The 25,869-nt window shown below is 71.4% G+C and carries 16 protein-coding genes; 9 read left to right on the forward strand and 7 right to left on the reverse strand.

Features of this window, described 5'->3' with window-relative positions; all coding sequences use genetic code 11:
- Positions 1 to 161 precede the first annotated feature (161 nt).
- Positions 162 to 1,094: a 2-hydroxyacid dehydrogenase gene (locus tag MFF64_RS28905; protein ID WP_099905945.1), complete on the reverse strand. Its 933-nt coding sequence runs from the start codon at positions 1,092 to 1,094 to the stop codon at positions 162 to 164.
- A gap of 292 nt (positions 1,095 to 1,386) precedes the next feature.
- Here MFF64_RS28905 and MFF64_RS28910 point away from each other — a divergent pair, with 292 nt between their 5' ends.
- The 3 genes from MFF64_RS28910 (at position 1,387) to MFF64_RS28920 (ending at position 4,617) form a co-directional block, all read left to right on the forward strand.
- A complete protein-coding gene (locus MFF64_RS28910) occupies positions 1,387 to 2,055 on the forward strand; it encodes a haloacid dehalogenase type II (RefSeq protein ID WP_099905947.1) in 669 nt (222 codons plus the stop codon).
- 134 nt (positions 2,056 to 2,189) lie between these two features.
- Positions 2,190 to 3,650, forward strand: coding sequence for an NAD-dependent succinate-semialdehyde dehydrogenase (locus MFF64_RS28915; RefSeq protein WP_099905949.1), 1,461 nt, complete (start codon positions 2,190 to 2,192; stop codon positions 3,648 to 3,650).
- 85 nt (positions 3,651 to 3,735) lie between these two features.
- A complete protein-coding gene (locus MFF64_RS28920) occupies positions 3,736 to 4,617 on the forward strand; it encodes a GNAT family N-acetyltransferase (protein WP_099905951.1) in 882 nt (293 codons plus the stop codon).
- A 212-nt stretch (positions 4,618 to 4,829) separates the two neighbouring features.
- On the opposite strand, the gene MFF64_RS28925 is transcribed toward MFF64_RS28920, so the two are convergent.
- Entirely contained in the window at positions 4,830 to 5,318 is a 489-nt protein-coding gene (locus MFF64_RS28925; protein WP_099905953.1) for a cupin, read from the reverse strand.
- Positions 5,319 to 5,337: 19 nt separating this feature from the next.
- Positions 5,338 to 8,058, reverse strand: a complete 2,721-nt coding sequence (locus tag MFF64_RS28930) for a PAS domain-containing protein (RefSeq protein WP_238192998.1) — start codon at positions 8,056 to 8,058, stop codon at positions 5,338 to 5,340.
- Between the two features lie 380 nt (positions 8,059 to 8,438).
- Between MFF64_RS28930 and MFF64_RS28935 the strand changes: the two genes are divergently transcribed.
- Together MFF64_RS28935 and MFF64_RS28940 are read left to right on the forward strand one after the other, a co-directional pair.
- Positions 8,439 to 9,377, forward strand: coding sequence for a CgeB family protein (locus MFF64_RS28935; protein ID WP_238192999.1), 939 nt, complete (start codon positions 8,439 to 8,441; stop codon positions 9,375 to 9,377).
- 11 nt (positions 9,378 to 9,388) lie between these two features.
- Positions 9,389 to 13,012 carry a glycosyltransferase family protein gene (locus tag MFF64_RS28940; protein ID WP_238193000.1) on the forward strand — a complete coding sequence of 1,208 codons (3,624 nt, stop codon included), beginning with the start codon at positions 9,389 to 9,391 and terminating at the stop codon, positions 13,010 to 13,012.
- Between the two features lie 37 nt (positions 13,013 to 13,049).
- Here MFF64_RS28940 and MFF64_RS28945 read toward each other — a convergent pair whose 3' ends face one another.
- The gene (locus MFF64_RS28945; protein ID WP_238193001.1) at positions 13,050 to 15,320 is read right to left on the reverse strand and encodes a TonB-dependent siderophore receptor; all 2,271 of its coding nucleotides are present in this window, start codon (positions 15,318 to 15,320) and stop codon (positions 13,050 to 13,052) included.
- Positions 15,321 to 15,693: 373 nt separating this feature from the next.
- Positions 15,694 to 16,647, reverse strand: coding sequence for a class I SAM-dependent methyltransferase (locus tag MFF64_RS28950; protein WP_099907796.1), 954 nt, complete (start codon positions 16,645 to 16,647; stop codon positions 15,694 to 15,696).
- 103 nt (positions 16,648 to 16,750) lie between these two features.
- Here MFF64_RS28950 and MFF64_RS28955 point away from each other — a divergent pair, with 103 nt between their 5' ends.
- The 4 genes from MFF64_RS28955 (at position 16,751) to MFF64_RS28970 (ending at position 21,493) form a co-directional block, all read left to right on the forward strand.
- Positions 16,751 to 17,644, forward strand: a complete 894-nt coding sequence (locus MFF64_RS28955) for a LysR family transcriptional regulator (protein ID WP_099907798.1) — start codon at positions 16,751 to 16,753, stop codon at positions 17,642 to 17,644.
- A 113-nt stretch (positions 17,645 to 17,757) separates the two neighbouring features.
- Positions 17,758 to 18,699: a 5-dehydro-4-deoxyglucarate dehydratase gene (kdgD, locus tag MFF64_RS28960; RefSeq protein ID WP_099907799.1), complete on the forward strand. Its 942-nt coding sequence runs from the start codon at positions 17,758 to 17,760 to the stop codon at positions 18,697 to 18,699.
- A 100-nt stretch (positions 18,700 to 18,799) separates the two neighbouring features.
- Positions 18,800 to 20,380 carry a galactarate dehydratase gene (gene garD, locus MFF64_RS28965; RefSeq protein ID WP_099907801.1) on the forward strand — a complete coding sequence of 527 codons (1,581 nt, stop codon included), beginning with the start codon at positions 18,800 to 18,802 and terminating at the stop codon, positions 20,378 to 20,380.
- A gap of 111 nt (positions 20,381 to 20,491) precedes the next feature.
- Entirely contained in the window at positions 20,492 to 21,493 is a 1,002-nt protein-coding gene (locus MFF64_RS28970; protein ID WP_099907803.1) for an SMP-30/gluconolactonase/LRE family protein, read from the forward strand.
- Positions 21,494 to 21,531: 38 nt separating this feature from the next.
- Here the strand turns inward: MFF64_RS28970 and MFF64_RS28975 are convergent, their stop codons facing one another.
- The gene (locus tag MFF64_RS28975; protein WP_099907805.1) at positions 21,532 to 23,052 is read right to left on the reverse strand and encodes an HlyD family type I secretion periplasmic adaptor subunit; all 1,521 of its coding nucleotides are present in this window, start codon (positions 23,050 to 23,052) and stop codon (positions 21,532 to 21,534) included.
- Positions 23,049 to 25,259, reverse strand: a complete 2,211-nt coding sequence (locus MFF64_RS28980) for a type I secretion system permease/ATPase (RefSeq protein ID WP_238193002.1) — start codon at positions 25,257 to 25,259, stop codon at positions 23,049 to 23,051. Before MFF64_RS28980 ends, MFF64_RS28975 begins: the two co-directional genes overlap by 4 nt.
- Between the last annotated feature and the right edge of the window lie 610 nt (positions 25,260 to 25,869).

The following is a 25,869-nucleotide window of genomic DNA, read 5'->3' on the forward strand; positions in this document are numbered from 1 at the left end:
TCGGTGAGCGGTCGTTTAAGGGTAGCCGGCTCGCCTGTCAACTCGTTCGGATCCGGGGGGATCTCGGCCGAGGTGGCGAGGGGAGGGCAGGGGACTGCCCGGTCCCGGCGGCCGGCACGTAACCTAGGTGGGTATATGCGCCCTGGGTTCAAGAGGCGACGTCAGTACCCCTGCGAGCGATCGATGGCGTGCGCGATCGGCTCGCCGCGCAAGTGCGCGCGCACGCCCTGGATCACTTGCCGGGCCGCGCCCGCCGGCTGGGTGGCGCTGGCCACGTGCGGCGTCACCATCACCAGAGGATGCGCCAGAAGGGAGTGGCTGGCCGGCGGCGGTTCCGTCGCGAGCACGTCGAGGACAGCGCCGGAGAGCCGGCCGTCATCGAGAGCGGCGAGCAAATCGGCCTCGACCGCATGGCCGCCACGGCCGACATTCACCAGCCCGGCGCCGCGGGGCAAGCGGGCGAACAGATCGCGGTTCAGCAGGCCGCGGGTCGCTTGCGTGAGCGGCAGGAGGCAGACCAGGATGTCGGTGCCGGACAGGAAGTCTTCGAGCTCGGCATCGCCCGCGAAGGTCTCGATCCCGTCGAGGGTCTTCGGGGACGCGCTCCAGCCGCGGATCGCGAAGCCGAACCCGGCCAGAGCCCGCGCCGCCGCTTGGCCGAGCACGCCGAGCCCCATGATGCCGACCCGGCGCTCCGTCGCCGGTCGCACCGGCCGCGGGGTCCAGCGCCCGGCGGCCTGCTCGGTCCGGTAGAAGGGGAGGTCGCGGTGGAGCGCCAGAACCGCCATCACGACGTACTCGACCATCGAGGCAGTGAGGTTCGGATCGACCATCCGCACCACTTGCACGGCTTGTGGCAAGTCGTGGACGGGAAGGTGGTCAATGCCGGCGCCGATGCAGAACAGCACTTCCAGGTTCGGCATTGCGCGGGGGAGGTCCGGCGGCGTCCAGGCGACGAGGTAGGGGGCCTGCGCGGCCTCGCCCTCCGGCGTCCAGTCGACGAGGCGCAACTCCGGCGCCTCTCGGGCGAAGATGTCGTGCCAGACGGCACCGCGGACCGGGTCCGACTTGTAGGCGACAACAGGGGTGGTCATTCGGGGCCTCGCTGGCTCTGAGAGGCGGCTTCCGTCCCGGTAGTGCCGCCGATGGACCGACGATAGGGGACTTCGCCTGCGGGAGGCGCTGAATCACGGGGCCTCGGCAGGCGGAACGTCGTGACGGGGGAGCCCGCGACGGCAGAGGCTGCCGCGAGGCCGTCCGGCAGGACATGCCGTCCGGCGGCGGCGAAAGCGCAGGAACACCGCTCCGGAGGGCGGGATATCGGCGTCCGCGCGCCGTCAGCCGGCCTTAGGTTTCGCCACGGCCGAACCCCGCAGGGAGATTCCGATGACCCGCATGGCGCCCAAGTACATCACCTTCGATTGCTACGGCACGCTGATCTACTTCGAGATGGCACCCGTCGCCCGCCGGCTCTACGCCGACCGCGTGCCCGTAGCGCGCATGGACGCCTTCGTGGACGACTTCTCGGCCTACCGCCTCGACGAGGTGCTGGGGGCGTGGAAGCCCTACAAGGAGGTGGTCGCCAACGCGCTGATCCGCACCTGCGAGCGCAACGACGTGGAATACCGCGACAGCGACGCCGACGCAGTCTACGCCGCGGTACCGACCTGGGGCCCGCACCCCGACACGGTCGAGGGCCTTGCCGAGGTCGCCAAGGAATTCCCCCTGGTGATCCTGTCGAATTCGATGACGGACCTGATCCCGCACTCCGTCGCCAAGCTCGGTGCGCCGTTCCACGCCGCCTACACCGCCGAGGAGGCTCAGGCCTACAAGCCGCGGATGCAAGCCTTCGAGTACATGCTCGACCAGCTCGGCTGCGGACCCGAGGACATCCTGCACTGCTCCTCGAGCTTCCGCTACGACCTGATGACCGCGCACGACATGCGCATCACCAACAAGGTGTGGGTGAACCGCGGCCACGAGCCGGCCAATCCCTATTACGGCTATCACGAGATCAAGGACATCCGCGGATTGCCGGGCCTGCTCGGCCTGTGAGGCCGGCCACCGCACCGATACGGTGAACGCGATCGGCAGCCGCGAACCAGCCTCGCAGGATCGCGGCTGCCGGACGATCTGGCCGGCGCCGCGCGTCCCGATTCATCTCCGTTTTGACGCCCCGAGGACGACCCATGTTCACCAAGGACCGCCTGCGCGATCCCGCGCTCCTGCGCTTCCAGGCCTTCATCGCCGGCGAGTGGCGCGACGCCGACAACGGCGGCAGCCTGCCGGTGACCGACCCGGCGACGGGCGAGACCCTCGGCACCGTGCCGGATTGCGGCGCATCGGAGACCCGCGCGGCGATCGCCGCGGCAGAGGCCGCCTTTCCTGCCTGGCGCCGCACGCCGCCGGCGGAGCGGGCCGCGATCCTCGAGCGCTGGAACGCCCTGATCCTGGAGAATGCCGAGGATCTGGCGGCGATCATGACCGCGGAGCAGGGCAAGCCGCTGGCGGAAGCCCGCGGCGAGGTCGCCTATGGGGCGAGCTTCGCGAAGTGGTTCGCGGAAGAGGCGCGCCGCATCACCGGCGACGTGTTCACCGCACCGGTGGGCGACCGCCGGGTGCTGGTGCTCAAGGAGCCGGTCGGCGTCTGCGCGGCGATCACGCCGTGGAACTTCCCGATCGCGATGATCACCCGCAAGGTGGCGCCGGCCTTCGCCGCCGGCTGCCCGATCGTGGTCAAGCCCGCCGACCTGACGCCGCTCTCGGCGCTGGCGCTCGCGGTGCTCGCCGAGCGGGCCGGGGTGCCGAAGGGCGTGTTCAGCGTCGTCACCGGCCAGGCGGTGCCGATCGGCGCCGAGATGACCGGTTGCGAGACCGTGCGCAAGCTGTCCTTCACCGGTTCGACCGCAGTCGGCCGGCTGCTGATGGCCCAGTCGGCCCCGACCATCAAGCGGCTCAGCCTCGAGCTCGGCGGCAACGCACCGTTCATCGTCTTTGACGACGCCGATCTCGACCAGGCGGTCGCCGGCGTGATGGCCTCGAAGTTCCGCAATGCCGGCCAGACCTGCGTCTGCGCCAACCGCATCCTGGTGCAGGACGGCATCCACGACCGCTTCGCCGCGCGCCTCGCGCAGGCCGCCGCCGGGCTCACCCTCGGCAACGGCTTCACGCCGGGCGTGAATCTCGGGCCGCTGATCAACGACGCCGCCGCCGCCAAGGTCGTCGGCCATCTCGACGACGCGCTCGCCCGCGGCGCGCGCCTCGTGGCGGGTGATCCCGACGCGGTGCGCGGCCGCTTCGTGCCGCCACTGGTGCTGACCGGGGCCGACACCGGCATGCGGCTCGCCGTCGAGGAAACCTTCGGGCCGCTCGCCCCGCTGATGCGCTTCTCCCGCGAGGAGGACGCCATCGCCGTCGCCAACGCGACGCCGTTCGGCCTCGCGTCGTATTTCTACACCTCCGACATCCGCCGGGCCTGGCGGGTCGGCGAGGCGCTGGAATTCGGCATGGTCGGGCTCAATACCGGCACGGTCTCGATGGAGGCGGCGCCCTTCGGCGGCGTCAAGCAGTCGGGCCTCGGCCGCGAGGGCTCGGCCTACGGCATCGACGAGTATCTGGAGCTGAAGTCGCTCCACATGGGCGGCCTCTGACCGTCCCGTTCCTCCGGCGCGCGGGCTCTCGTCGCATGGCCGGGGCGCCCCTCCTTTCCCGGCCCCGGCACGGAGACACGACGCGATGACGAACCCTGCCACGATCCCCCAGACGGACGTCACCCGGACAGACATGGCCCAGACGATCCGCCCGATGACCGAGGCCGACATCGGGGCGGTGCACGGCCTCTCGGGCGAGGTGCGCTGGCCGCATCGGGCGGAGGACTGGCGCCTGATGCTGGAGGTCGGCCACGGCCTCGTCGCCTGCGACGAGGCGGGCGAGGTGACGGGCTCGGCAATGTGGTGGCCCTTCGGTGACGGGCTCGCCACCATCGGCATGGTGATCGTCTCGCCCCGAATGCAGGCCAGGGGCACCGGCCGGCGGCTGATGCGGGAGCTCTTCTCCGCCGCCGGCGCGCGCACCATCCGGCTCACAGCGACGGAGGCGGGCCGGCCGCTCTACGAATCCGAGGGTTTTCGCGTCACCGGCACCAACACGCAGCATCAGGGCATCGCGGACGCGGCCGCCGTGATCGACGACAAGCGGGTGCGCCCCGTCGCGGAGGCCGATTGGCCAGCCGTCGCGGCCCTCGACCGCGAGGCGTCGGGTGGCGACCGGAGCCGGATGCTCGACGCCCTGCGCCGGGCCGGGCGGATCTCCGTCCTGGACGAGGGCGGCCGGATCGCCGGCTACTCGGTCTGCCGGCCCTTCGGCCGAGGCCACATCGTCGGCCCGATCGTCGCCGCCGACGCCGCATCCGCCGTCGCGCTCGCCAGCCCGCATGTGCGGGCCCATGCCGGCGCGTTCCTGCGCCTCGACACGCCGGAGCGCAACGGGCCGCTCGCCGACTTCGCGAAGGCCATCGGCCTTGCCAATGTCGACCGGTCGGTGACGATGACCCGGGGCTTGCCGCCCCGGATCGGACCGGCCCGAATCTTAGCCCTCGCCAATCAGGCTCTTGGGTAAACGCAGTGGAGGAGCGCGGCGCGCCGCGTCTCGTCGCGCTCGGCGCCGGGGAAGGGGCCGCGAGGCAGACAGGGTTCTGCTTCAGTCACGCGATTCGCATAATTAGCATTATGGAATGAGAACGGGGCTCGGGGACGCCATCGCGCACGGCCGGTTGAGCCATACCGGCTTTCGACCCGCAGCTGGGATGGATTGGGGCGTCCCGCACCGCCTCATGGCCGGCGCCACAGCCGGGTCAACGGCCCGCCAGGCCCGTGGACCGGGTCGCTGTCGGGAAAGCCGAGACGGGCCATCCGGGCGAGCGCGGCAGCGTCCGGGGCCGCGCGGCACAGATCGAAGCGCTGGCCCGGTGGGTAAGCGCCGACGACCAGGAAGTCCGGGCTCGCCGACAGCCGGCAATGGCCGGTGCCGACCGGCAGCACCAGCACATCACCGGCTTCGGCCCCGACCTCGCCGCCGAGGATCAGGCGGGCGCGGCCCTCGGCGATGCCCAGCACCTCGTGGGCGGTCGAGTGGTAGTGATGGTACGCGAACACGCCGTCGCGCCACTGCGCCGGCCAGCCGTGTCGGGCAAACAGCGCCTCCAGGGCGGCGGCCCGGTCCACGGCCCCTGCGACGACGCCGCGATAGTGCAGTACCGGAAGGACCGGGTTGTTCGGCACGAATCCGTTGCCGGCCAGGATGATGCGGTCGGGCTCCATCGGCGGCTCCTGCCTCACCTCACCCCGCCCGGTGTCCCGATCCCGGCCGGGTGACCCGGCGCAGGATCTGGCCGAGCTGCTCGGCCGAGTACGGCTTGTGCAGCAGCTCGAAGCCGTGGGCATCGTCCTGGGCGAGCACGTGGCTGTAGCCGGAGGCGAGCACCACCGGCAGGCGCGGCAGGCGCCGGCGCAGCTCGTGGGCGAGCGCGAGGCCGCCCATGCCGGGCATCACCACGTCGGAGAAGACCACGTCGAACCCGGCCCCGTCGGCCCCGAGCCGGTCGAGCGCCTCCTCGGCGTTGGTCGCCCAGGTGGTGCGGTAGCCGAGATCCTGCAGGATCTGGGTGCAGAAGCGGCCGACCTCGATATTGTCCTCGACCACGAGCACGCTCTCGCCCGCGCCCATCGGCGAGGCCGAGGCGTCGGCGCCGCCGCGGTCGCCGGATTCGGTGGCGGCCGGCGCCTCCGGCAGGTAGAGGGTGAAGGTGGCGCCGCCACCGGGGCGGCTCGTCACGTCGACGTCCCCGCCCGACTGCTTGGCGAAGCCGAACACCTGGCTCAACCCCAAGCCCGTGCCCCGGCCGACCTCCTTGGTGGTGAAGAACGGCTCGAAGATGCGGCCGATCAGGTCCGGCGGCACGCCCAGCCCGGTATCGGTCAGCGAGACCGCCGCGAAGGCGTTCTGCGAGCCGGCATGGCCCCGGATCGGCGGCATCGGGACGCCGCCGGTCAGGCTCAAGGTCAGCGTGCCCTCGCCCTCCATCGCGTCGCGGGCATTGACCGCCATGTTGATCAGGGCCGTCTCGAACTGGCTCAGGTCGGCGCGCACGAAGCACGGCTCGTCCGGCACCGCCACCACCACCCGCACCCGCGTGCCCGTGACCGTGTCGATCATGTCGGCCACGCCCCGCACCTTGTCGCCGACGTCGAACACCGCCGGCGACAGCGCCTGCCGACGGGCGAAGGCGAGGAGCTGGCCGGTGAGCTTGGCGGCACGGTCGACCGTGTCGGACACCGCATCGAGGTAGCGCGCCTTGCGCGCCTCCGGCAGCTCCGGCCGGCGCAGGAAATCCACCGACGAGCGGATGATGGTGAGCAGGTTGTTGAAGTCGTGCGCCACGCCCCCGGTCAGCTGGCCCACCGCCTCCATCTTCTGCGACTGCCGCAGCGCCTCCTCGGCCTGGGCCAGGGCGACGGTCTGCGCCTTGAGCGCCGTCACGTCGCGCACCGTGGCGTAGATGCGCCCGTCCCGCGGCACGGCGTTCCAGGACAGCCAGCGGTGCGAGCCGTCCCGGTGCCGGTAGCGGTTCTCGAAGGTCGGCAGCGGCTCGCCCCGCGCCAGGCCCTCGGCTGCCGCGACCGTCGCCGGCACGTCGTCCGGATGCACGAGGTCGAGGAACGGGCGGGCCAGGAGCTCGCTCTCGCTCCACCCGAGAAGCGCGGTCCAGGCCGGGTTGAGGCTGACGAAGTATCCGTCGAGGGTGGCGACGCAGAACAGGTCGGTCGAGGCCCGCCAGATCTGGTCGCGCTCGGCGGTGCGCTGGGCGACCTGCTCCTCCAGCGAGGCGTTGAGGACCCGCAGCGCCTCCTCCATGCGCTTGCGGTCCGAGATGTCGCTGAAGAACACCGCGACCTTGGGCTGTGCCGGGTCGCCGACCCGCAGGGCCCGCACGTCGAACCAGCGCCCGAACACGTCGGCCTGGTTCTCGAAATGGACCGGCTCGCCGGTCAGGGCCACGCGGCCGTAGCTGTCGAACCAGTGCCGCTCGAGGTCGGGGGCGAACTCGCTCACCCATAATCCCGCGACGTCGGCCCCGGTCTGGCGGACGAAGGCCGGGTTGGCCTCGGCGATCCGGTAATCGACCGCGCACCCCTCGCCGTCGAACTTCATCTCGAGGATGCAGAACCCGACATCGATGCTCTCGAGCAGGGTGCGGTAGCGGTCCTCGCTGTCGCGCAAAGCGGCTCGCGAGCGAACCTGCTCGGTGACGTCGTAGCCGCCGACGAAGATGCCGGTGACCGAGCCGGACCCGTCCCGCAGCGGCTGGTACAGCAGGTCGATGGCGCGCTCGCCCTCGTCGCCGGTGAGGAGGATCGGCATGGCGCGGGCCGCGAAAGGCCGGCCGGTGCGGTAGACCGTGTCGAGGAGCTCGTAGAAGCCCTGGTCGGCGAGTTCGGGGAAGGCCTCGTGCACGGTGTGGCCGACGAAGTCGCGCTCGCCGGCGATCGCCACGTAGGCGTCGTTGACGTATTCGAAGACGTGGGTGGGCCCGCGCAGCACTGCGACGAAGCCCGGCATCTGCTGGAAGATCTGCTCCCGCCGCTGATGCGCCTCCTGCAGGGCCGAGGTGTCTTGCAGGTCCAAGGTGTCTTGCGAGGCGGGAGACGGGATCGCCGGGCAGCTCCGGTGATGCAGCACCGCGCCGACCGCGCCGGTGGCGTCGCGCACCGGGATGTGAGTGACGCTCCAGGCAACGCCCTCCGGCGCCACCGTGTCGGGCCGGCCGGTCGCGACCGCGCGGGCGATGGAGGCCTGCAACGGCGCGCCTTCGTCCGGACACACCTCACCCAGGTGCCGGCCGACGAGGCCGTCCGGGCCGCGATCCGCGTCGTCGCGACAGCTCAGGCGGTAGGCCCGATTCGCCGCCACGACGCGGCCCTGCGGGTCGAGGACCAGGTAGGGATGGGGGGCGGCCTCGAAGAGGCTGCGGTAATCAGGGGCCGGCGGCTGGGCAGTCATGAGGCGGGGCAAGGGGTCAGGCCGCAGGCAAGATACGGGGTGGAGCCGGATCGGGACCGTGAGGTGCCGGGTGCGGAGGGGTGGCGCAGCGGACGCGTGCAGGCAACCATGGTCCGCCAGCCTATCACGCGCGAGGCGATCTGTCGCTGATCGTCCGGGAACGGACGGTCGGCCCGCGGAGAGAGCGCCCGAGGGCGCGGCGGGTTCCCTTGCGTCTCATCACCGGGCTCGATCCGGGCGACGCGCCGCCGCCGTGAGTCAGGCCTTGATCTCGGCGGCTTTTGCGTGTTCGGCATCGGCCGCGCCCGTTCCCTAATCGTCAGCCCATCGCCGCACCGGTCCGCATGCTCCTGAAAGGCTCGTCTCCCGCGAAGGTCCTGGTGGCGAGCACGAGCCCGGACGCGGTGAACCACAACGCGCCGATCCGCGACGCCCTCCGAGACGGCTTCGCGGAGGTGCTCGGCGCCTCCGCCGTGCGGTCGAGTCCGCTGGAACTCGCCGAGGAGGCCGTCGCGGGCTTTCGCCCGAGCCTCGTCGTGGCTCTGGGCAGCGTCGCGGTGGATGCCGCCCCGTTGCGCGCCCTGGCGCGGAGCGTCCGGCGGGTCGGCGCGCGCCTCGCCTTCTGGCTGCACGACGACCCCTACGAGTTCGATTACGGGCCGAAGGCCGAGACCCTGGCCGACCACGTCTTCACCAACGACCGCTGGGCCCTGCCCCATTACCGGCACCCCTCGGTCTCGCACTTGCCGCTGGCCGCCTGCCGCCGGACCCACGACCGCCCGGTGCGGCCGATGGCCGAGCGGAGTCTCGACCTGTTCTTCTGCGGTGCCGCCTTTCCCAACCGGATCGCGCTGCTGGAGCGGGCGCAAGGCAGCCTCGCCGGGCGCCGGGTCGAGGTGCGCGGCGCGGGCTGGCCGGCCGCCCTGCCCTTCGCCGAGAACACCCGGCTCAGCCCCGCCGCGATGGCCGACCGGGCGAGCATGGCGCGCCTGACCCTGGCGATCGGCCGCGACCTCGACATCGCCAACCGGCGCTGCCAGTTGCCCGCCTCGACCCCGGGTCCCCGGGTCTTCGAGGCGGCGCTCGCCGGCGCGCCGCAGCTCTGCTTCGCCGCCGGGCTCGAGATTCTGGACGCCTTCGAGGAGGGCCGCGAGATCCTGCTCTTCGACGACGTCGACGAGATCGCGGAGGCCATCGCCCGCTCCCACCGCGAGCCTGCCGCCTTCGAGGCGATGGCCGAGCGCGCCCGCGCCCGGGCGCTCGACGCCCACACCTATCGCCACCGGGCCGAGACCATCCTGGCGGTGATGGCCGCGTGACCGGAACCGCCATGCCCCTCTCCGTGCTTCTCCTGGACACCGAGCCGAGGACCAGCAACGCCTACATCACCCTGGCGGTCGCCGACGCCCTGCGGCGCCACCCGGCCGTCGGGCGGGTGGTCCGGGCGACCCATGCCGACGCGGTGGCACTGGCGCAGGATGAGCGGTTCGACCTCGTCCTCACGCTGGGCGGGGCGAGCCGCCACCACGCGCTGCTGCGGCGCCTCTGCGCGCTCGCCGGCACCAGCGCGCTGTGGACCACCGAGGATCCCTACCTGAGCGCCGCGAATGCCCGACTCTCGGGCTGCTTCGACCTCGTCTTCACCAACGATCGCGGCTCGCTTCCCCGCTACGGGGCCGGCGCCCGTCACCTGCCGCTCGCAGCCACGACCCTGTTCCAGGATCTGCCCGTCCGGATGGAGGATGCGGCCTACCGCTACGATCTCCTGTTCGTCGGAACGGCCTGGCCGAACCGGGTGGCGACGCTCAACCGGATCCTGTCGGCCTTTCCCCGCGACCTCAAGGTGAAGGTCGCGCTGCCGGCGAACGCCTACCTGCCGCAAGCCGTGCTGGTGCGCGACGACCTGATCACCGACTGGCGCTGCGGCAACGAGGATTTCGCCCGATTCGCCAATGCCAGCCGGGTGGTGCTGACCCTGCCCCGCATCTTCACCGCGGGCGCGGACGAGACGGCGTCCGGCACCACGCCGCCGCCGCGGCTGTTCGAGGTCGCGCTCGCCGGCGGGGCGCAGCTCGTGGTCGGCGCCGATCCCGAAACCTTCGCCTATTACGAGGCCGACCGCGAGATCCGCGCCTGCGCGGAGGAGGACGCCGTCCGGACGATCGCCGCCATGCTGGCCGATCCCGCGGCGCGCATCGCCATGGCCGAGCGGGCCCGGGCGCGCACCCGCGCCGAGCACCTCTACGACCACCGGGTCGACGTGATCCTGCGGGCGGTCATGGAGCGCGGGATTCCGGCTCCGGGCCGCGCTGCGCCCGCCGCGACCAGGCCCCGCCTGCTCTTCGTCGCCCACAACCGGGCCGGGCGGCGCCAGGGCGGCGGGGTGGAATTCTACCAGGAGCAGCTCGCTCGCGCGCTCGACGGGTTCGAGGCCCTGTTCCTCTATCCGTCGTTCGAGGAGGATGCCTGGGTCATGCGCCTCGACGAGGGCGAGACCTCGGAGGCGCTGCCGATCCCGCCGGCGGAACGGCTGCTCGCGAGCCCCGAGATCGAGGCCCTGTTCGAGCGCATCCTGGTCGAGCGCCGCATCGACCTCGTCCACGTCCACCACCTGCTCGGCCTTCCCCTGAGCCTGCCGGCGATCGCCCGAGCCCACGGCGTGCCGGTGGTGGCCCAGCTGCACGACTTCTTCCTGGTCTGCCACCGATACACCCTGATGAACCAGCACGGCGCGTTCTGCGACGTGGTGAACCGGGGCGAAGGACAGTGCGACGGCTGCCTCGCCACCGCCGAAGGATTGCCCGCCGGCGCGAAGGTCCGGCGCGACGGGTTCGTGGCACGGATGCTCGGGAGCGTCGACGCCTTCGTGACCAGCACGCCGGCCACCGCCGCGTATGTCCGAGCCTTCTATCCCGAGGCGGCGGCCCGGGTCGCGGTGATCGAGATGGTGGATGCGGAGCCGGCCCGCCTCCCGCCGCAGCCCGTCCCGCCGGAGAATTGCGCACCCAAATCGCCTCCCCCTCTGCGGGTCGCGGTGCTCGGCAACGTCGTCGACCACAAGGGCGCCCGGACACTGCTCGAGCTCGTCCGCACCACGGACGGCGAGAATGTCGTCTTCGAGGTCTTCGGCTATATCGAGACCTACCTCGTCGCCGCCTTCGAGGCGCAAGCCGGGGAGCGGTTGACCTTGCGCGGCGGCTATGCCCGCGAGGAGGTGCCGGCGCTGCTCGCCGGCTGCGACGTGTCCCTCCACCTCTCGCTCTGGCCCGAGACCTACATGATCTCGCTGACCGAGGCGTGGCGGGCCGGCCTGATTCCGATCGTCACCGATCTTGGCGCACCGGGGGAGCGGGTCACCGACGGCGTCGACGGTCTGAAGGTTCCGCCCGGCGAGTCGGGCGCCGTGCGCCAGGCCCTGCGGCGCCTGGCGCACGATCCCGGCCTCGTCGCAGGCTTGCGCGCCGCCATCGCGCAGAAGACCTTTCCGACCGTGGCCGGGCACGCCGCGCAGATGGCTGCGCTCTACCGCGACCTGATCGCGGCCCGGCCCACCCCGCACGCCGCGCCGGACGAGCCGTCCGCACCCTTCACCCTCTCGGCCCTCGATCTTGGCTTCCGCCTCAATCACCCGGACTGGACCGACCCGGCGATCGTCTGGGACGGGGCGGAGGAGACGAGCACCGTCACCGACGCCCTGCCGCCGGCGGTCGCTGGCCTGCCCGAGCGGGCGCTGGCGCCGAACGACCCCGGCCTGTCATGGGAGATCGCCGACCTCGTCGTCGACGGGCAGCGGCTGCCCGGCCGGATCGGCGCCTGCGCGGCCTGCGACAGCCTCTCGCTGCGCGGCTGGATCTGGCGGCCGGAGGCCGGCCGGCCGGTCCAGACCTGGCTGCGGCTGCGCTCCGCATCGGCCACGCGCTTCGTCACCGCCCTCCCCGAGCGCCGCCCCGAGCTTGCCGGCCGGTTCGGCACCGGCCGGGCCGAGCAGGCCGGCTTCGCGGCGCAGGTCCGCACCGCAGACCTGCCGGTGGGGCCGCACGCGATCGACCTCCTCCAGGTCTTTCCCGACCACGTCGCGGTCGCCCACGAGGTCGCGCGCTTCACCGCCCCGGGCTTCCCCGCGGCGGGGCCCGTGACGCCGTGGCGGACCGGGCTGCCGGTACCGGAGTCCGCTCTACGCCGGAGCGCGGAGCCCGCGCGCCTCGTCGGCCACGGGCTGCAGGTGATCGAGGGCGTGCCGGTGGCACGCCAGGGCGGCCTCACCCGCATCGAGGTGGTGTTGCCGGCCGGGACGCGGCGCGGGCCGTCCTTCCTCGTCCTCGAGGGCGATGGTCTTGAGGGGCATGAGGGTACGGCGTGGGCCCGGGCTTCGTGGCAGGACGAGGATGGGACGACGCGGATCGGCGCCGAGGCGCAGGCCCGCGAGATCCCGCCCGGCCATTACCGCGTCCGCGCCCTGATCGGGGACGAGGGTGGCGCGGACCTCCACGAGACCGGCACCACGCTCTTCGTCGCGCCCACCGCCCGCGCCTGCCTGGTCACGGCCGAGCCGCCGCCGGCCCTGCGCCGGGCGTGGATCCCTCAGGTGCGCGGCCGCCCGAACCTCGACGCCGTCACGGTCGGGGAGGCCTCGCCCCTCCTCGGCACGCCCGTCACGGTCTCGGGCTGGTGCTTCACGCCCGGGCGCGGCCGGCCGCTCGCCTGGATCGCCCGCTGGGGCGCGCGGGGACGGCGCCGGTTCATGATCGCCGAGAGCTTCGCCCGGCAGGATGTGGCGGCGCATCTGGCGGAAGCCGACGCCGTCACCGCCGGCTTCGAGGTCCAGCTGCCCCTCGCCGCCCTGCGGGACGGGAGCGTGCGGGTGTTCCAGGTCTACGAGCGCGGCGCGGTCGCCCTGCCGGATTTCCCGCGCCACGTCCTCGGGATGATCCCGGCGGGGACGAACGCGGGGTGACGGGCGGGGGGCGAGCCCCCTCACCCGCCGCCCGGCCTCACCACTTGTAGCTCAGGCTCGCGGTGATGCGGCGCTGCTCGCCGTAGAAGCAGGCGGTGACCGACTGGCACGAGGAGACGAAGCGCTTGTCGGCGAGGTTGGCGGCGTTGATGGCGAAGCGCCAGTTGTCGCGGCTGTAGTGGATCACGGCGTCGATCAGCGCCCGCTCCGGCACCGTCAGGGTGTTGTTCACGTCGGCGAAGGAGCGGCCGACGTAGCGCACCCCGGCGCCGAAGCCGAAGCCGGCCCAGTCGCCGGTCGGGATGGTGTAGTCGGCGAAGACCGAGGCCAGGGTCTCCGGCACGTTGGTCGGGGTCCGGCCGATCGTGCCGACGTCGCCCTTGGTGATCTCGAGGTTGTAGCTCGTGAACGACGCGACGACGTTGAAGTCCTTGGTGATGTTGGCGACGAGCTGAGCCTCGAAGCCGCGCGAGCGGGTCTCGCCGAGCTGAAGCTGGTTGAGATTGTTGGTCGGGTCGGCGGTCAGGGTATTGGCGAGCGCGAGATCGAAGGCCGCCAGCGTCAGGAAGGCGTTCGCGCCCGGGATCTCGTACTTGACGCCGACCTCGTACTGGTTGCCGGTGGTCGGCTTGAACGGCTGGCTGAAGAAGTTGGTGCCGACCTGCGGGTTGAAGAAGCTGGCGTAGCTGACGTAGGGCGCCAGGCCGAAATCGAAGTTGTAGATCAGGCCGTAGCGCTGCGTGAAGGCGTTGGCCGATTGCCGCGTCTGCGTGCTGGTGAGGCGGTTGTTGACCTCGTTCGAGGTGAAGTCGCCGCGGCCGGACACGACCAGGGTCAGCTCGGGCGTGAGCTTGATCTGGTCCTGGTAGTAGAGGCCGAGCTGCTGGAAGACGTCGTAGTTGACGAGGTAGGGCGCGACCGGGACGCTCGGGCTGCCGTAATTCGGCGTGATGATGTTGAAGTTCGCGACCGTCGGGCCGACGAAGCCGCCGGTGGCGTTGTTGTCGTTGAGCTGGAAGTTCTTGTAGTCGAGGCCCATCAGGAATGTGTGCTTGAACAGGCCGTCGTCGAACCGGGCCACCGCCTGGTTGTCGACGTTGAACAGGCGGGCCCGCGACGAGGCGCGGAAGCGATAGCGCGCGATCTGGGTCTGGTTCGCGTCGGCGTAGCCGAACCCGTTGAGGCCGAACAGGCCGCCCAGGAACGCGTCGTCGAGCGAATCGCTGAACGCGTAGCGCAGGTTCTGCCGGAAGGTCCAGGTGTCGTCGAAGACGTGCTCGAACTCGTAGCCGACACTGGCCTGGCTGCGCCGGTAGGTGTTGTTGAACGGATCCGAGACGTTGTAGTTCTGCGGGATGCGCAGGCCGAGCACCGTCGGCCGCACTGTGCCGTAATACGGCAGGAACGCGTTGAGGCGGCCGGTGTCGTCGTACTGGAAGCTCGACAGCAGCGTGAACGTGGTGGCGCCGTCCGGCCTGTAGGTGAAGGTCGGGGCGATATAGCCGCGATTCTCGTCGAGCCCGTCGACCTGGGTGCCGCCCTGCCGGCCGATGCCGGTCAGGCGGTAGAACCAGTGGCCCTCCTTGTCGGCCGGTCCGCCGAAATCGAAGGCGAGGTACTTCTGGCCGAACGAGCCGCCGCCGACCTCGACGTAGTTCAGGGGCTCGACGGGCGGCTTCTTGCTGATCAGGTTGATCAGGCCGCCGGGGCCGCCCTGGCCGAACAGCACCGAGGCCGGCCCGCGCAGCACGTCGATGCGCTCGAGGCCGAACGGGTCGACCTTGTAGGTGGCGAAGCCGTAATTGAAGAGCTGCAAGCCGTCCCGGTACAGGCCGGTGTCGTTCGCGGTGAAGCCGCGGATCAGGAAGAAGTCGACCCGCGGGTCGGGCCCGAAGACGTTGCCGTAGACGCCGGCCGAGTAGCTGATCGCCTCGCCGACCTGCTGCGGCTTGAGGGCGTCGAGCTGCTCGCGCCCGATCACGGTGATCGATTGCGGCGTCTCGATCAGCGGGGTGTCGGTCTTGGTCGAGGTCAGCGTGCGCTTGGCGACGTAGCCCTCGATCGGGCCGCGGGGATCCTCCTGCGGACGGGCCGCGATCGCTGTGCCCCCGGGGCGAGCGCCGTTGCCGGCGACGTCGATCGCCTCAAGCTGGATCGAGCCGCCGGCGGCCGCGCCCTGGCGGGGCGGCGTAGCCTCCTGCGCCGCCGCGCTCTGGGCCGCCACGGCCAGACCGATCAGGGAGACGCCGGCGGCGAGAGCGGCAACGAGACGGTGGGATCGGACGGAGACGGGGGGATGGGGACGCATGGCGTAACCTTCGGGCACGGCTCACCGGCCCTGGGAGCCGAGGCCGCCCGGGGTGACGCCGTTCTTTAGAATGATACTAAGCTTTTGTTCCAGTTCGATTTTTCCTAGCACGACGGGTCGGCGCGCGAATGCGGAATCCCGGATTGCGCGGTAGATGTTAGTGCCCGTGGCATATCCGCAACGACGCGGCGGCCGGGGGGTGATGCCCGCACCGGCGAGGATCTGTGAGGCCGATATCGGCGCGGATTCTCTCCTCTCCCCGCGGGCGGGGAGAGGAGAAGGCACCGCTCTTCTTGTCCTGACCAGCCCTGCGGCTGGACGAGAGAACGGGTCCCGTTTTCCCGTCAGCCCGCCCTATTGAACCGGAGCGGCATCACCGCCCCGCGAACGTATCCCGGATCGCCTTCGCGTTGCGCCGGACCATCGGGCGGAGCCAGGCGCCCGAGGCAAGGTAGGCGCCGGGGCGGACCGGCGCGAGGGCGGCGGCGAGGTCCCGCGCCAGGCCGGGCGCGGCGAGGCCCGGCGCGTCGGACGCACCGGCCTGACGGTAGACCGCCGTGGTGTCCTCGCGCCAATATTCCGGATGCGGTGCCAATCCGGCGCGGCGGGCGGCGCGGTCGAGGGTCTCGCGCACGAAGCCGTGGACATGGGCGAAGTGGAAGCGCTCGTGCGGCGGCTTGCCCGTCGCCGCCATGTTGGGCACCGCGGCGTAGAGCACGCCGCCCGGCGCGAGCCGGCGGGCGAGCCGCACCAGGGTGTCGACCGGATCGCGCAGGTGCTCCAGCACGTGGTGGACCGTGACGACGTCGAAGGTTTCGTCGGGCGCGAGATCGTCGAACCCGTCGAGCACCCGCACGCCGTGCTCCGCGCGGGCATAGGCCGCGTAGGCGCGCCCGGGCTCCACGCCGGTCACGTCGCAGCCCCGCTCCCGCGCGGCGGCGAGGAACTCGCCCGAGCCGGCGCCGAAATCGAGCACCCGGGCCCCGGGCCGCAGGGCGGGGCCGAGGAGATCCGCCCGGAAACCGGCCTCGCGCCGCGAGCGGTGGAGGTGGTGGCGCGGCGGGCGCCGGCCGAGGGCGAACTGGTAGGCGGCGCGGTAGGCCGAGGCGTAATAGGCATCGAGCTCGGCGGCGGTCGGCATCGGATCGGTGCGGATCAGCCCGCAGCCCGTGCAGGCGACGGAGCGCAGCCGCTTCAGCCGCCGGTCGGTCTCGGCCACGGTCAGGGTCTCGGTGCCGCCGCAGAGATTGCACGCCATCCCCTCGCCCCGGTACGGATAGGCGGTGAACGGGACGGCATGCAGGACGAGGTGGAGCGGCGAGGACATCGGCGGCCTTCTCTTGCAGATCGCGGCCGGCGGATCGCCAGGGCCGCCAGGTTGAGGACGTGCGAGCGCCCGGTTTTCATCCCGCCGGCGCGGAGTACCCTGAATGTTCGAACTGAGCCAGCTGCGCTGCTTCGTGGCGGTGGCCGAAGAGCTGCATTTCGGTCGCGCCGCCGAGCGGCTGCACCTGACCCAGCCGCCGGTGAGCCGGCAGATCCAGGTGCTGGAGCGCGTCCTCGACGTCGCGCTCCTCAACCGCACCAGCCGCGCCGTGCGCCTGACCCCGGCCGGGCGCCGCTTCCTGGTCGAGGCGCGCCGGATCCTGCGCCTGTCGGACGAGGCGGCGGCCACGGCCCGCCGGGTGGCGTCGGGCCAGGCCGGCAGCGTCACCCTCGGCTTCACGGCGGCCGCCGCCTACCGCACCCTGCCCGACCTGGTGCGGGCGGCCCGCGTGCGGCTGCCGGAAGCCGACATCCTCTTGAAGGAGATGGTCAGCGCGGCCCAGGCCGAGGCGCTCGGCGCGCAAGCGATCGATCTCGGCCTGATGCGCCCGCCCCTGCCGCCGGCGGCCGACGGCAGCTTACGCATCGCCCGCGAGACCCTGGTGGCGGCGCTTCCCGATGATCATTCCCTGGCGGCGGGCGAGGGCGTGACGGCGGAGGCCGTCGCGGCCGAGCCCCTGATCGCCTACGCCCCCGACGAGGCGCGCTACTTCCACGACCTCGTCGGCGACTACTTCGCCGAGTCCGACCTGAGCCCCCGGGCGGTGCAGCACCTGGCGCAGATCCACACCATCCTGTCGCTGGTGCGCTCAGGGCTCGGCCTCGCCCTGGTGCCGGAATCGGCGGCCTCGCTCCGGGTCGCCGGCGTGACGCTCCGACCCCTGATCCCGGCGCCGCGCCGGCCGGTGGAGCTCTTCCTGGTCTGGCGCCGCGGCAACGACAACCCGCTGATCCCGATCATCGCCGAGCTCGCGGCATCGATGCCGGAATTGAATTGAACCATGCCGACATGGTGCTGGAGGGGCATGATGCGGAGGGCTAGACCTCGAGACCAGCGGGGACAGCCCCGAGCCCCAGAAGCCCGTACCCGAGGATGAGGAAACAACCCCCGATGGCCACCGCGCTCTCGCCCGTCGACGTCGCCCAGCGCCTCGGCGCCGGTCTGCTCTCCTTCCCGGTGACCCCCTTCACCGCCGATTTCGCCATCGACGAGGCGCAGTACCGCAGCAACCTCGACTGGCTGTGCGGCTACGACGTCGCCGGCCTGTTCGCGGCGGGCGGCACCGGCGAGTTCTTCTCCCTGACCCCGGCCGAGGTTGCCCGTGTCGTCGGCATCGCGGTGGCCGAGACCAACGGCCGGGTGCCGGTGCTCGCCGGCGCCGGCTACGGCACCGCCATCGCCTGCGAGATGGCCCGCGCCGCCGAGACGGCCGGCGCCGACGGCCTGCTGCTGCTGCCGCCCTACCTCGTCGGCTCGGAGCAGGAGGGCCTCTCGGCCCATATCGAGGCGGTGTGCCGTTCGACGGGTCTCGGCGTGATCGTCTACAACCGCGACAACGCGGTGATCGGCCCCGACGCCCTGGCGCGGCTCTGCGACAAGCTGCCGAACCTCGTCGGCTACAAGGACGGCATCGGCGACATCGAGCTGATGACCCGGGTCTATTCGCGGCTGGGCGACCGGCTGACCTATATCGGCGGCCTGCCCACCGCCGAGACCTTCGCCCTGCCCTATCTCGAGATGGGCGTCACCACCTATTCCTCGGCGGTGTTCAACTTCGTGCCGGGCTTCGCCCTCGACTTCTACGCCGCCGTGCGCCGGCGCGACCGGGCGGCGGTGGCGAAAGGACTGCGCGACTTCATCCTGCCCCTGATCGAGATCCGCAACCGCCGCAAGGGCTACGCCGTCTCGATCATCAAGGCCGGCATGCGGGCGGTCGGGCGCGATTCCGGCCCGGTGCGCCACCCGCTCACCGACCTGACCGCGGCGGAGCAGGCGGAGCTGGCAGCCCTGGTCGCTCGGATCAGCCCGGCGCAGGCGCTGGCCGCCGAGTAAGCTCGGACACGTTCAGGCGGTGCCGTCTCCCGTGGACGGCACCGTCGTTTTACGCTCAAGAACCGGCACCCACGACGCCGGCCATACCGGGAGGGAGCCGATGCTGGACGAGCCGCGGACGACCGAGGGAACGACCCCCGAGACCACCCCCGCGCCGCGGGGCGACGCGCCCCGCACCATCCGCCTGCACGAGACCGACAACGTCGCCATCGTGGTCAACGCCTTCGGGCTGCCGGCCGGCACGGTCTTCCCCGACGGCCTGGTGCTCCAGGAATTCGTGCCGCAAGGCCACAAGGTCGCGCTCCGGGACATCCAAGAGGGGGCCGAGATCCGCCGCTACGGCGAGGTGATCGGCACCGCGTTGCGCGCCATCCCGCGCGGCGGCTGGGTCGAGGAATCGCGGGTGCACACCCCAATAGCGCCCGACCTCGACCAGCTGCCGCTGGCCACCCGCGTGCCGGCGCCGCTGCCGCCGCTCGACGGCTACACTTTCGAGGGCTACCGCAATCCGGACGGCTCGGTCGGCACCCGCAACATCCTGGCGATCTCGACCAGCGTGCAATGCGTCGCCGGCACCCTCGAGGTGGCGATCCGGCGCATCAAGAAGGAGCTGCTGCCGCACTTTCCCAACGTCGACGACGTGATCGGGCTGACCCACGCCTATGGCTGCGGCGTCGCCATCAACGCGCCACAGGCGGTCATCCCGATCCGCACGCTCCAGAGCCTGGCCCAGAACCCGAATTTCGGCGGCGAGGTGATGGTGGTCGGCCTCGGCTGCGAGAAGCTGGTCTCCGAGCGGCTGCTGCCGGACGGACAGTCCGACGGCGTGGTGCGGCTCCAGGACGAGCGCCACGAGGGCTTCGGGATGATGCTCGACAGCATCATGGCGATGGCGGAAGCCCGGCTCGCGGTGCTGAACACGCGCCAGCGCGAGACCTGCCCGGCGGCCGACCTCGTGGTCGGCCTGCAATGCGGCGGCAGCGACGCGTTCTCGGGCGTCACCGCCAATCCGGCGCTCGGCTTCGCCGCCGACCTGCTGGTGCGGGCCGGCGCCACCGTGATGTTCTCGGAAGTCACCGAGGTGCGCGACGCGATCCACCTCCTCACCCCCCGGGCCGAGACCGAGGCGGTGGCGCGGGCGCTGGTGCGCGAGATGGCCTGGTACGACGACTACCTCGCGCAAGGCGGGGCCGACCGCAGCGCCAACCCGTCCCCCGGCAACAAGAAGGGCGGACTCAACAACATCGTCGAGAAGGCGCTCGGCTCGGTGGCGAAATCCGGCACCAGCGCGATCCGCGGCGTGCTCGCGCCCGGCGAGCGGGTGCGCCAGAAGGGCCTGATCTTCGCCGCGACGCCGGCGAGCGACTTCGTCTGCGGCACGCTGCAGCTCGCCTCCGGCATCACCCTCCAGGTCTTCTCCACCGGCCGCGGCACGCCCTACGGCCTCGCCGAGGCGCCGGTGATCAAGGTCGCGACCCGCACCGAACTCAGCCAGCGCTGGTCCGACCTGATCGACCTCGATGCCGGCAAGATCGCCACCGGCGAGGTGACGATCGAGGAGACCGGCTGGGAGCTGTTTCGCCTGATCCTCGACGTGGCGAGCGGCAGGAAGAAGCCGTGGTCGGACCATTGGGGGCTGTACAACGACCTGACGCTCTTCAACCCGGCGCCGATTACCTGACGATCCACGACACGCCCGGGTCGTTCGCCCGGGCGTGTCGCATCACCGAAAAACCAAACAATCAATAAAGTTGCGGCGAGCGCTGGAAGCACCGCCGCAGGGGAGGACAGCATGAGTTTCGACCGCAGGGCGTTCCTGGCGGCGGGCGCCGCCACGATCGCGGCCAGCGCGGCGCGGGCCTGGGAGCCGGCACAGCGACTGCCCGATCCGGCCGTGGAGATCCTCGATCCGAGCTTCGCCAAGTACCGCATCGGCCTTGCCAGCATCGAGCGCCTCGCCACCGGCTTCCGCTGGGCCGAGGGGCCGGTCTGGTTCGGTGACATGCGGATGCTGCTGTTCAGCGACGTCTCGAACGACCGCATCCTGAAGTGGGACGAGGAGACCGGCGCGGTCACGGTGTTCCGCCGGCCGGCCGACTACGCCAACGGCAATGCCCGCGACCGCCAGGGGCGGCTCCTCACCTGCGAGCACCGCACCCGGCGGGTGACGCGGACCGAGCATGACGGGCGCCTCACGGTCCTGGCCGATCGGTTCGAGGGCAAGCCGCTCAACTCGCCGAACGACGTCGTGTGCCGCTCCGACGACTCGGTCTGGTTCACCGATCCGGCCTTCGGCCCGAACCCGCTCGAGGCCATGGCCTCGCCCGAGCTGCCCGGCACCATCTACCGGGTCGATCCCGCCACCGGGGCGGTCCAGGCGGTCGCCCGCGGCCTGAAAGGGCCGAACGGCCTGTGCTTCTCCCCGGACGAGCGCATCCTCTACGTCATCGAGGCGCGGGCCGAGCCGAACCGCCTGATCCGCGCCTTCGACGTGGCGCCGGACGGCACCGGCCTCTCCGGCGAGGGCCGGGTGTTCTTCGATTGCGGCAAGGGCACCGCCGACGGCTTCCGGGCCGACCGCGACGGCAATCTGTGGTGCGGCTGGGGCATGGGCGAAGCCGAGGACGGCGTCGTGGTGCTCTCGCCTCAGGCCAAGATGATCGGCCGCATCCGCCTGCCGGAGCGCTGCGCCAATCTCTGCTTCGGCGGCCGCGACCGCAACCGCCTGCTGATGGCCTCGACCCGCTCGCTCTACGCGCTCTACGTCAACACGCAGGGGGCGGATCTGGGCTGAGGGCGCACGACTCCCGCACGCCCGCGCTCACCAACGAATCACCTTTCGTGCCCCGCCGTCGAGGTCGTCTCGCGCACCGGCGACAGCAGGTAGTCGATCACCCGCCGCCGCCCGGTGCGGATCTCCACCGTGGCGGTCATGCCCGGCGTCAGCGCCACCTCCTTGCCGTCGGCCTTGATGAAGGTCTGCGACAGGGCGACCGTCACCGGGAAGATCAGGTTCTGGGTCTTGGGCATGCCGGTCACCGGGTTCACGCCCTGGCCGCGCGCCACCGACAGGGCGTCGCTGCCGCCGCCCGCCTCGCGGTCGTCGACCGCGTCGCGCGACACCCGCACGACCTTGCCCTCGATCGAGCCGTAGCGGGTGAACGGGAAGGCGTCGATCTTCACCACCGCCTCCTGGTCGGGGAGGATGAAGCCGATATCCTTGTTCTGGACCTGGGCCTCGACCTCGATCGGCCCGTCGGTCGGCACCACCACCATCAAGGGCTGGCCGGCGGTGACGACCTGGCCCAGCGTCGTCACGGCGAGTTGCTGCACCGTGCCGGAGATCGGGGCCTTCAGCTGCGTGCGCTCGCGCTTGAGCGTCGCCTTCACCACGTCCTGCACCAGGGCGTCGCGCTTCTGCGCCGCTTCCGTCAGCGCCTGGTACTGGCGCGCCACGGTCTCGCTGGTGAGCTGGGTGATGCGCCGCTGGAGCGAGGTGGCGGCGGCCTTGGCCTCGGTCAGCTGCCCGCGGTCATAGGCGAGATCGGCCGCGACCTGCTCGACCTGCTGCACCGCGTCGATCACCGCCGCCCGCGTACCGGCAGCCTTGGCCACCAGGGTCTCGCGCATGTCGGCGCGCTCCTTCAGTACTGCCTGCAGCCGCAGGCGGGCGGCGATGCTGGCGGTGAAGCGCTCCTGCGTCGCCACCTTCTCGGCGAGCTGCGCCTCGAACGCCTCGCGGGTGGTGACGTACTGGCCGATCTCGGCCAGCATCGCGCCCTCCTCGCGGGCGCGCACCGCCGGGGGGACCGCGGCCGGGAAATCCACCTTGGTGGTGGGCAGGTTCTTCTCCACCGCCGCGATCGTAGCGCGCCGGCGGGCGATCTGCGCCTCGAGCGCCGCGAGGTCGCCCTGGCGCGAGGACAGGTCGGCCTCCGCCTCGGTCGGCTCCAGGGTCAGGAGCACGTCGCCGGCCTGGACCCGGCTGCCGTTCTCGACCGCGATGGTCTGGACCTTGCCGGTGTCGAAGGGCTGCACGACCTTCGAGCGCCCGGAGGGCTGGATGCGTGCGGTGGCGACGGCGTGGATGTCGATCTGGGCGAAGATGCTCCAGACCAAAGCCGCCCCGAACATCAGGCACATCACCCAGGTGAACACCACCGCGTAGGGCGAGGGCGGGGTGTCGAGGATCTCGAGATGGGCCGGCAGGAATTCCTGGTCGGAGCGGTCGTCGGCGAGGCGCCGCACCCGCTCGGAAAGGCCGCGCGGGCTGAAGCGGGCCGGCGGCGGTACCGCGCGCCGCGGGGTGGGCAGGTTGGCGGGCGGGGGGGCGGGTTGCGGGTTGGCGCTCACGCGGCCTCTCCCTGGGCTGAGCCGTGGTCGGATTGCAGGCGCCAGAGGCGGCCGTAGAGCGAGGCCGGCCGCTCGACCAGCTCGCGGTGGGTACCGTCCTCGACGATGCGTCCGTCCTGGAGGGCGATGATGCGGTCGCAGATCCGCACCGCCGCCAGCCGGTGGGCGATGATGATGACGGTGCGGCCGCGCACGATGTGCTTCATGTTCTCCTGGATGATCCGCTCGCTCTCGTAGTCGAGGGCCGAGGTCGCCTCGTCCAGGATCAGGATGCGCGGGTTGGTGGCGAGCGCCCGGGCGATCGCCAGCCGCTGGCGCTGCCCGCCCGACAGGTTGGCGCCGCGCTCCTCGATCGGGGTATCGTAACCGAGCGGCAGGCGGTTGATGAACTCGTCGGCACCGGCGAGGCGGGCCACCTGCATCACCTGGGCCCGCGACAGGCCCGGATTGGCGAGCGCGATGTTCTCGAACACCGTCTTGTTGAACAGCAGGTTCTCCTGCAGCACGACGCCGATCTGGCGCCGCAGCCAGGCCGGATCGACCTGGGCGATGTCGACGCCGTCGACCAGCACCTGGCCCTTCTCGGGCACGTAGAGGCGTTGCAGCAACTTCGTGAAGGTCGACTTGCCCGAGCCGGACGGCCCGACGATGCCGATGACCTGGCCGGCCGGGATGTCGAGGCTGACGTCCTTCAGCACTTCCGCCGTGCCGGGCTGGTAGCGGAACGACACGCCCCGCACCGTGACTTGGCCCTTGGCCGGCGGCAGGTGGGCCTGCGCCAGCGCCCGTGTCTCCAGCGGGCAGTTGAGCACGTCGCCGAGGCGCTCCAGCGACACCTTGACCTGCTGGAAGTCCTGCCAGAGCTGGGACAGGCGCAGGATCGGCGCAGTGACCTGGCCCATGATCATGTTGAAGGCGATCAGGCTGCCGACCGTCAATTCGCCGTTCATCACCGCGTAGGCGCCGAAGAACAGCACCAGAGCGGTCGTGACCTTGGAGATGTACTGGATCGCGTTCTGGCCGATGCTGGCGACGAGGCCGGCGACGAACGAGGTCTTGACGTAGGCGGCGAGCCGCTCCTCCCACTGGCTCTTGAGGGTCGGTTCGACCGCGAGCGCCTTGACGGTATGGATGCCGACCACCGACTCGATCAGGAATTGGCTCGACAGGGCCGAGCGGTTGAACCGCTCCAGGGTCTTGTCGCGCAGGATCGGCCGCAGCAGCACCGCCACCAGGATGTAGCAGGGGATCGACAAGGTGACGATCAGCGCGAGCAGCGGCGAGTAGAAGTACAGGATGGCGAGGAAGAGCAGCGTGAACGGAATGTCGATCGCCGAGGTGAGGGCCTGTCCGGTGAGGAAGTTGCGCACCGTCTCGAGCTCGCGCACCCGGGCGACGGTCTGGCCGGCGGGCCTGGTCTCGAAATAGCCGAGGGGCAGGCGCATCAGGTGGTCGAACAGCCGCGCGCCGAGCTCGACGTCGATGCGGCTCGCGGTGTGGGTGAGGATGTAGCCGCGCAAGTATTGCAGCACGACGTGGAACAGGCCGAGCACCACGAGGCCGACCGCGACCAGCGTCAGGGTCGAGTAGCCGCGATGGACCAGGACCTTGTCGATGGTGATCTGGAAGAAGATCGGTGTGATGAGGGCGCAGAGCTGGATGAAGAGCGAGGCGACCAGCACCGTGGTGAGCGGCTTGCGGTAGCGCCAGATCGAGGGCACGAACCAGGTCAGGCCGAAACTGTGGAGCGCCGTCTGGAGGTTGGCCCGGCGCGCGACGAGCACGATGGTGCCGGTCCATCGGGCCAGGAACGCCTCGGCCGCGACGTGCTCGGCGGTGCGGGCGACCGGGTCGATGATCCTGAGCTTGCCGTCCTCGAAACGGCGGCCGAGGACGACGAAGCGCCCGTCGTCGACTTCCAGGATCGCCGGGAGCGGGATGGTGTCGAGGCGCGCCGGCTTCTGGTTCTGCAGCAGGCGGCCCTTGAGGCCGAGCCGGCGTGCGCCGCGCACGATGTCGGTGGCGCCCATGACCGTCTGGCCGAGGCCGAGATCGTGGCGGACCTGCGCCGGCTCGCAGGGGATCTGGTGGAACGAGGCGACGAGGGCGAGCGCGCCGAGGCCCGAATCGGGCCGTGCCGCCGGCAGCTCCGCGGGTCCAGGACCAGCTTGGCCGGGGCTGGCCTGTGCGGCCGCGTCTTGCACCATGTTCCGTTCCCCCACTCCTCGGCCATGCCGACGTCGGCTTCACGCCACGCTCCATTCCCGAGCAGCAACGTATACGAGAATTGCACCGTTCATGACCAGCTTGGAGCAATCCGAAGGCCGCAATGGCTCAGCATGGATTGCAGGCCGCGAGTGTTTCGCGCCGGCCGTGTCGGGAAACGTCTTCGTCAGGGCCAATGATGGTTTCATGACAGTCCGGTGGACGATCGCCCCCAAGCTCTGCCTGCTTCGGGGCGGTGGCGCAGCGCCGGCGGGTGGCGGGGCGCCCGGTTTCTGATCTCGGGCGGAATTGTCGCGCGGGCTCCGCGGGGTCGCGCGCCCGCCGCGCGGTCGGACGGGTCCTGCTTCCGTACGGCACACGATAGCGGCAGGCCGATGCTGGGCGAGCGGTCCAAGCTCCCCCTGTCCCGGACGATTGAAGCGACGTGGAAGGAGATCCGGGATCCGGGAGAGAGCTGCCGCGAAGCGGGTCCGCTGACACGGCCCTGCACCACGGCCGCGTACCGTTCTTCTCCGGAATTTCCGGTGCTTGCCACGCATCGGCCTGCCGACAAACGCAGCGGTTGCGCACGCGCGTTCCCTGGCGCTTTCC

The organism is Methylobacterium frigidaeris, assembly GCF_022179185.1.
Classification (GTDB): domain Bacteria; phylum Pseudomonadota; class Alphaproteobacteria; order Rhizobiales; family Beijerinckiaceae; genus Methylobacterium; species Methylobacterium frigidaeris.

What these genes read in the sequence shown, in the direction of transcription:
- MFF64_RS28905 (WP_099905945.1), bottom strand. Translation starts at nt 1,094, where the DNA reads ATGACCACCCCTGTTGTCGCCTACAAGTCGGACCCGGTCCGCGGTGCC.
- MFF64_RS28910 (WP_099905947.1), top strand. Translation starts at nt 1,387, where the DNA reads ATGACCCGCATGGCGCCCAAGTACATCACCTTCGATTGCTACGGCACG.
- MFF64_RS28915 (WP_099905949.1), top strand. Translation starts at nt 2,190, where the DNA reads ATGTTCACCAAGGACCGCCTGCGCGATCCCGCGCTCCTGCGCTTCCAG.
- MFF64_RS28920 (WP_099905951.1), top strand. Translation starts at nt 3,736, where the DNA reads ATGACGAACCCTGCCACGATCCCCCAGACGGACGTCACCCGGACAGAC.
- MFF64_RS28925 (WP_099905953.1), bottom strand. Translation starts at nt 5,318, where the DNA reads ATGGAGCCCGACCGCATCATCCTGGCCGGCAACGGATTCGTGCCGAAC.
- MFF64_RS28930 (WP_238192998.1), bottom strand. Translation starts at nt 8,058, where the DNA reads ATGACTGCCCAGCCGCCGGCCCCTGATTACCGCAGCCTCTTCGAGGCC.
- MFF64_RS28940 (WP_238193000.1), top strand. Translation starts at nt 9,389, where the DNA reads ATGCCCCTCTCCGTGCTTCTCCTGGACACCGAGCCGAGGACCAGCAAC.
- MFF64_RS28945 (WP_238193001.1), bottom strand. Translation starts at nt 15,320, where the DNA reads ATGCGTCCCCATCCCCCCGTCTCCGTCCGATCCCACCGTCTCGTTGCC.
- MFF64_RS28950 (WP_099907796.1), bottom strand. Translation starts at nt 16,647, where the DNA reads ATGTCCTCGCCGCTCCACCTCGTCCTGCATGCCGTCCCGTTCACCGCC.
- MFF64_RS28955 (WP_099907798.1), top strand. Translation starts at nt 16,751, where the DNA reads ATGTTCGAACTGAGCCAGCTGCGCTGCTTCGTGGCGGTGGCCGAAGAG.
- kdgD (WP_099907799.1), top strand. Translation starts at nt 17,758, where the DNA reads ATGGCCACCGCGCTCTCGCCCGTCGACGTCGCCCAGCGCCTCGGCGCC.
- garD (WP_099907801.1), top strand. Translation starts at nt 18,800, where the DNA reads ATGCTGGACGAGCCGCGGACGACCGAGGGAACGACCCCCGAGACCACC.
- MFF64_RS28970 (WP_099907803.1), top strand. Translation starts at nt 20,492, where the DNA reads ATGAGTTTCGACCGCAGGGCGTTCCTGGCGGCGGGCGCCGCCACGATC.
- MFF64_RS28980 (WP_238193002.1), bottom strand. Translation starts at nt 25,259, where the DNA reads ATGGTGCAAGACGCGGCCGCACAGGCCAGCCCCGGCCAAGCTGGTCCT.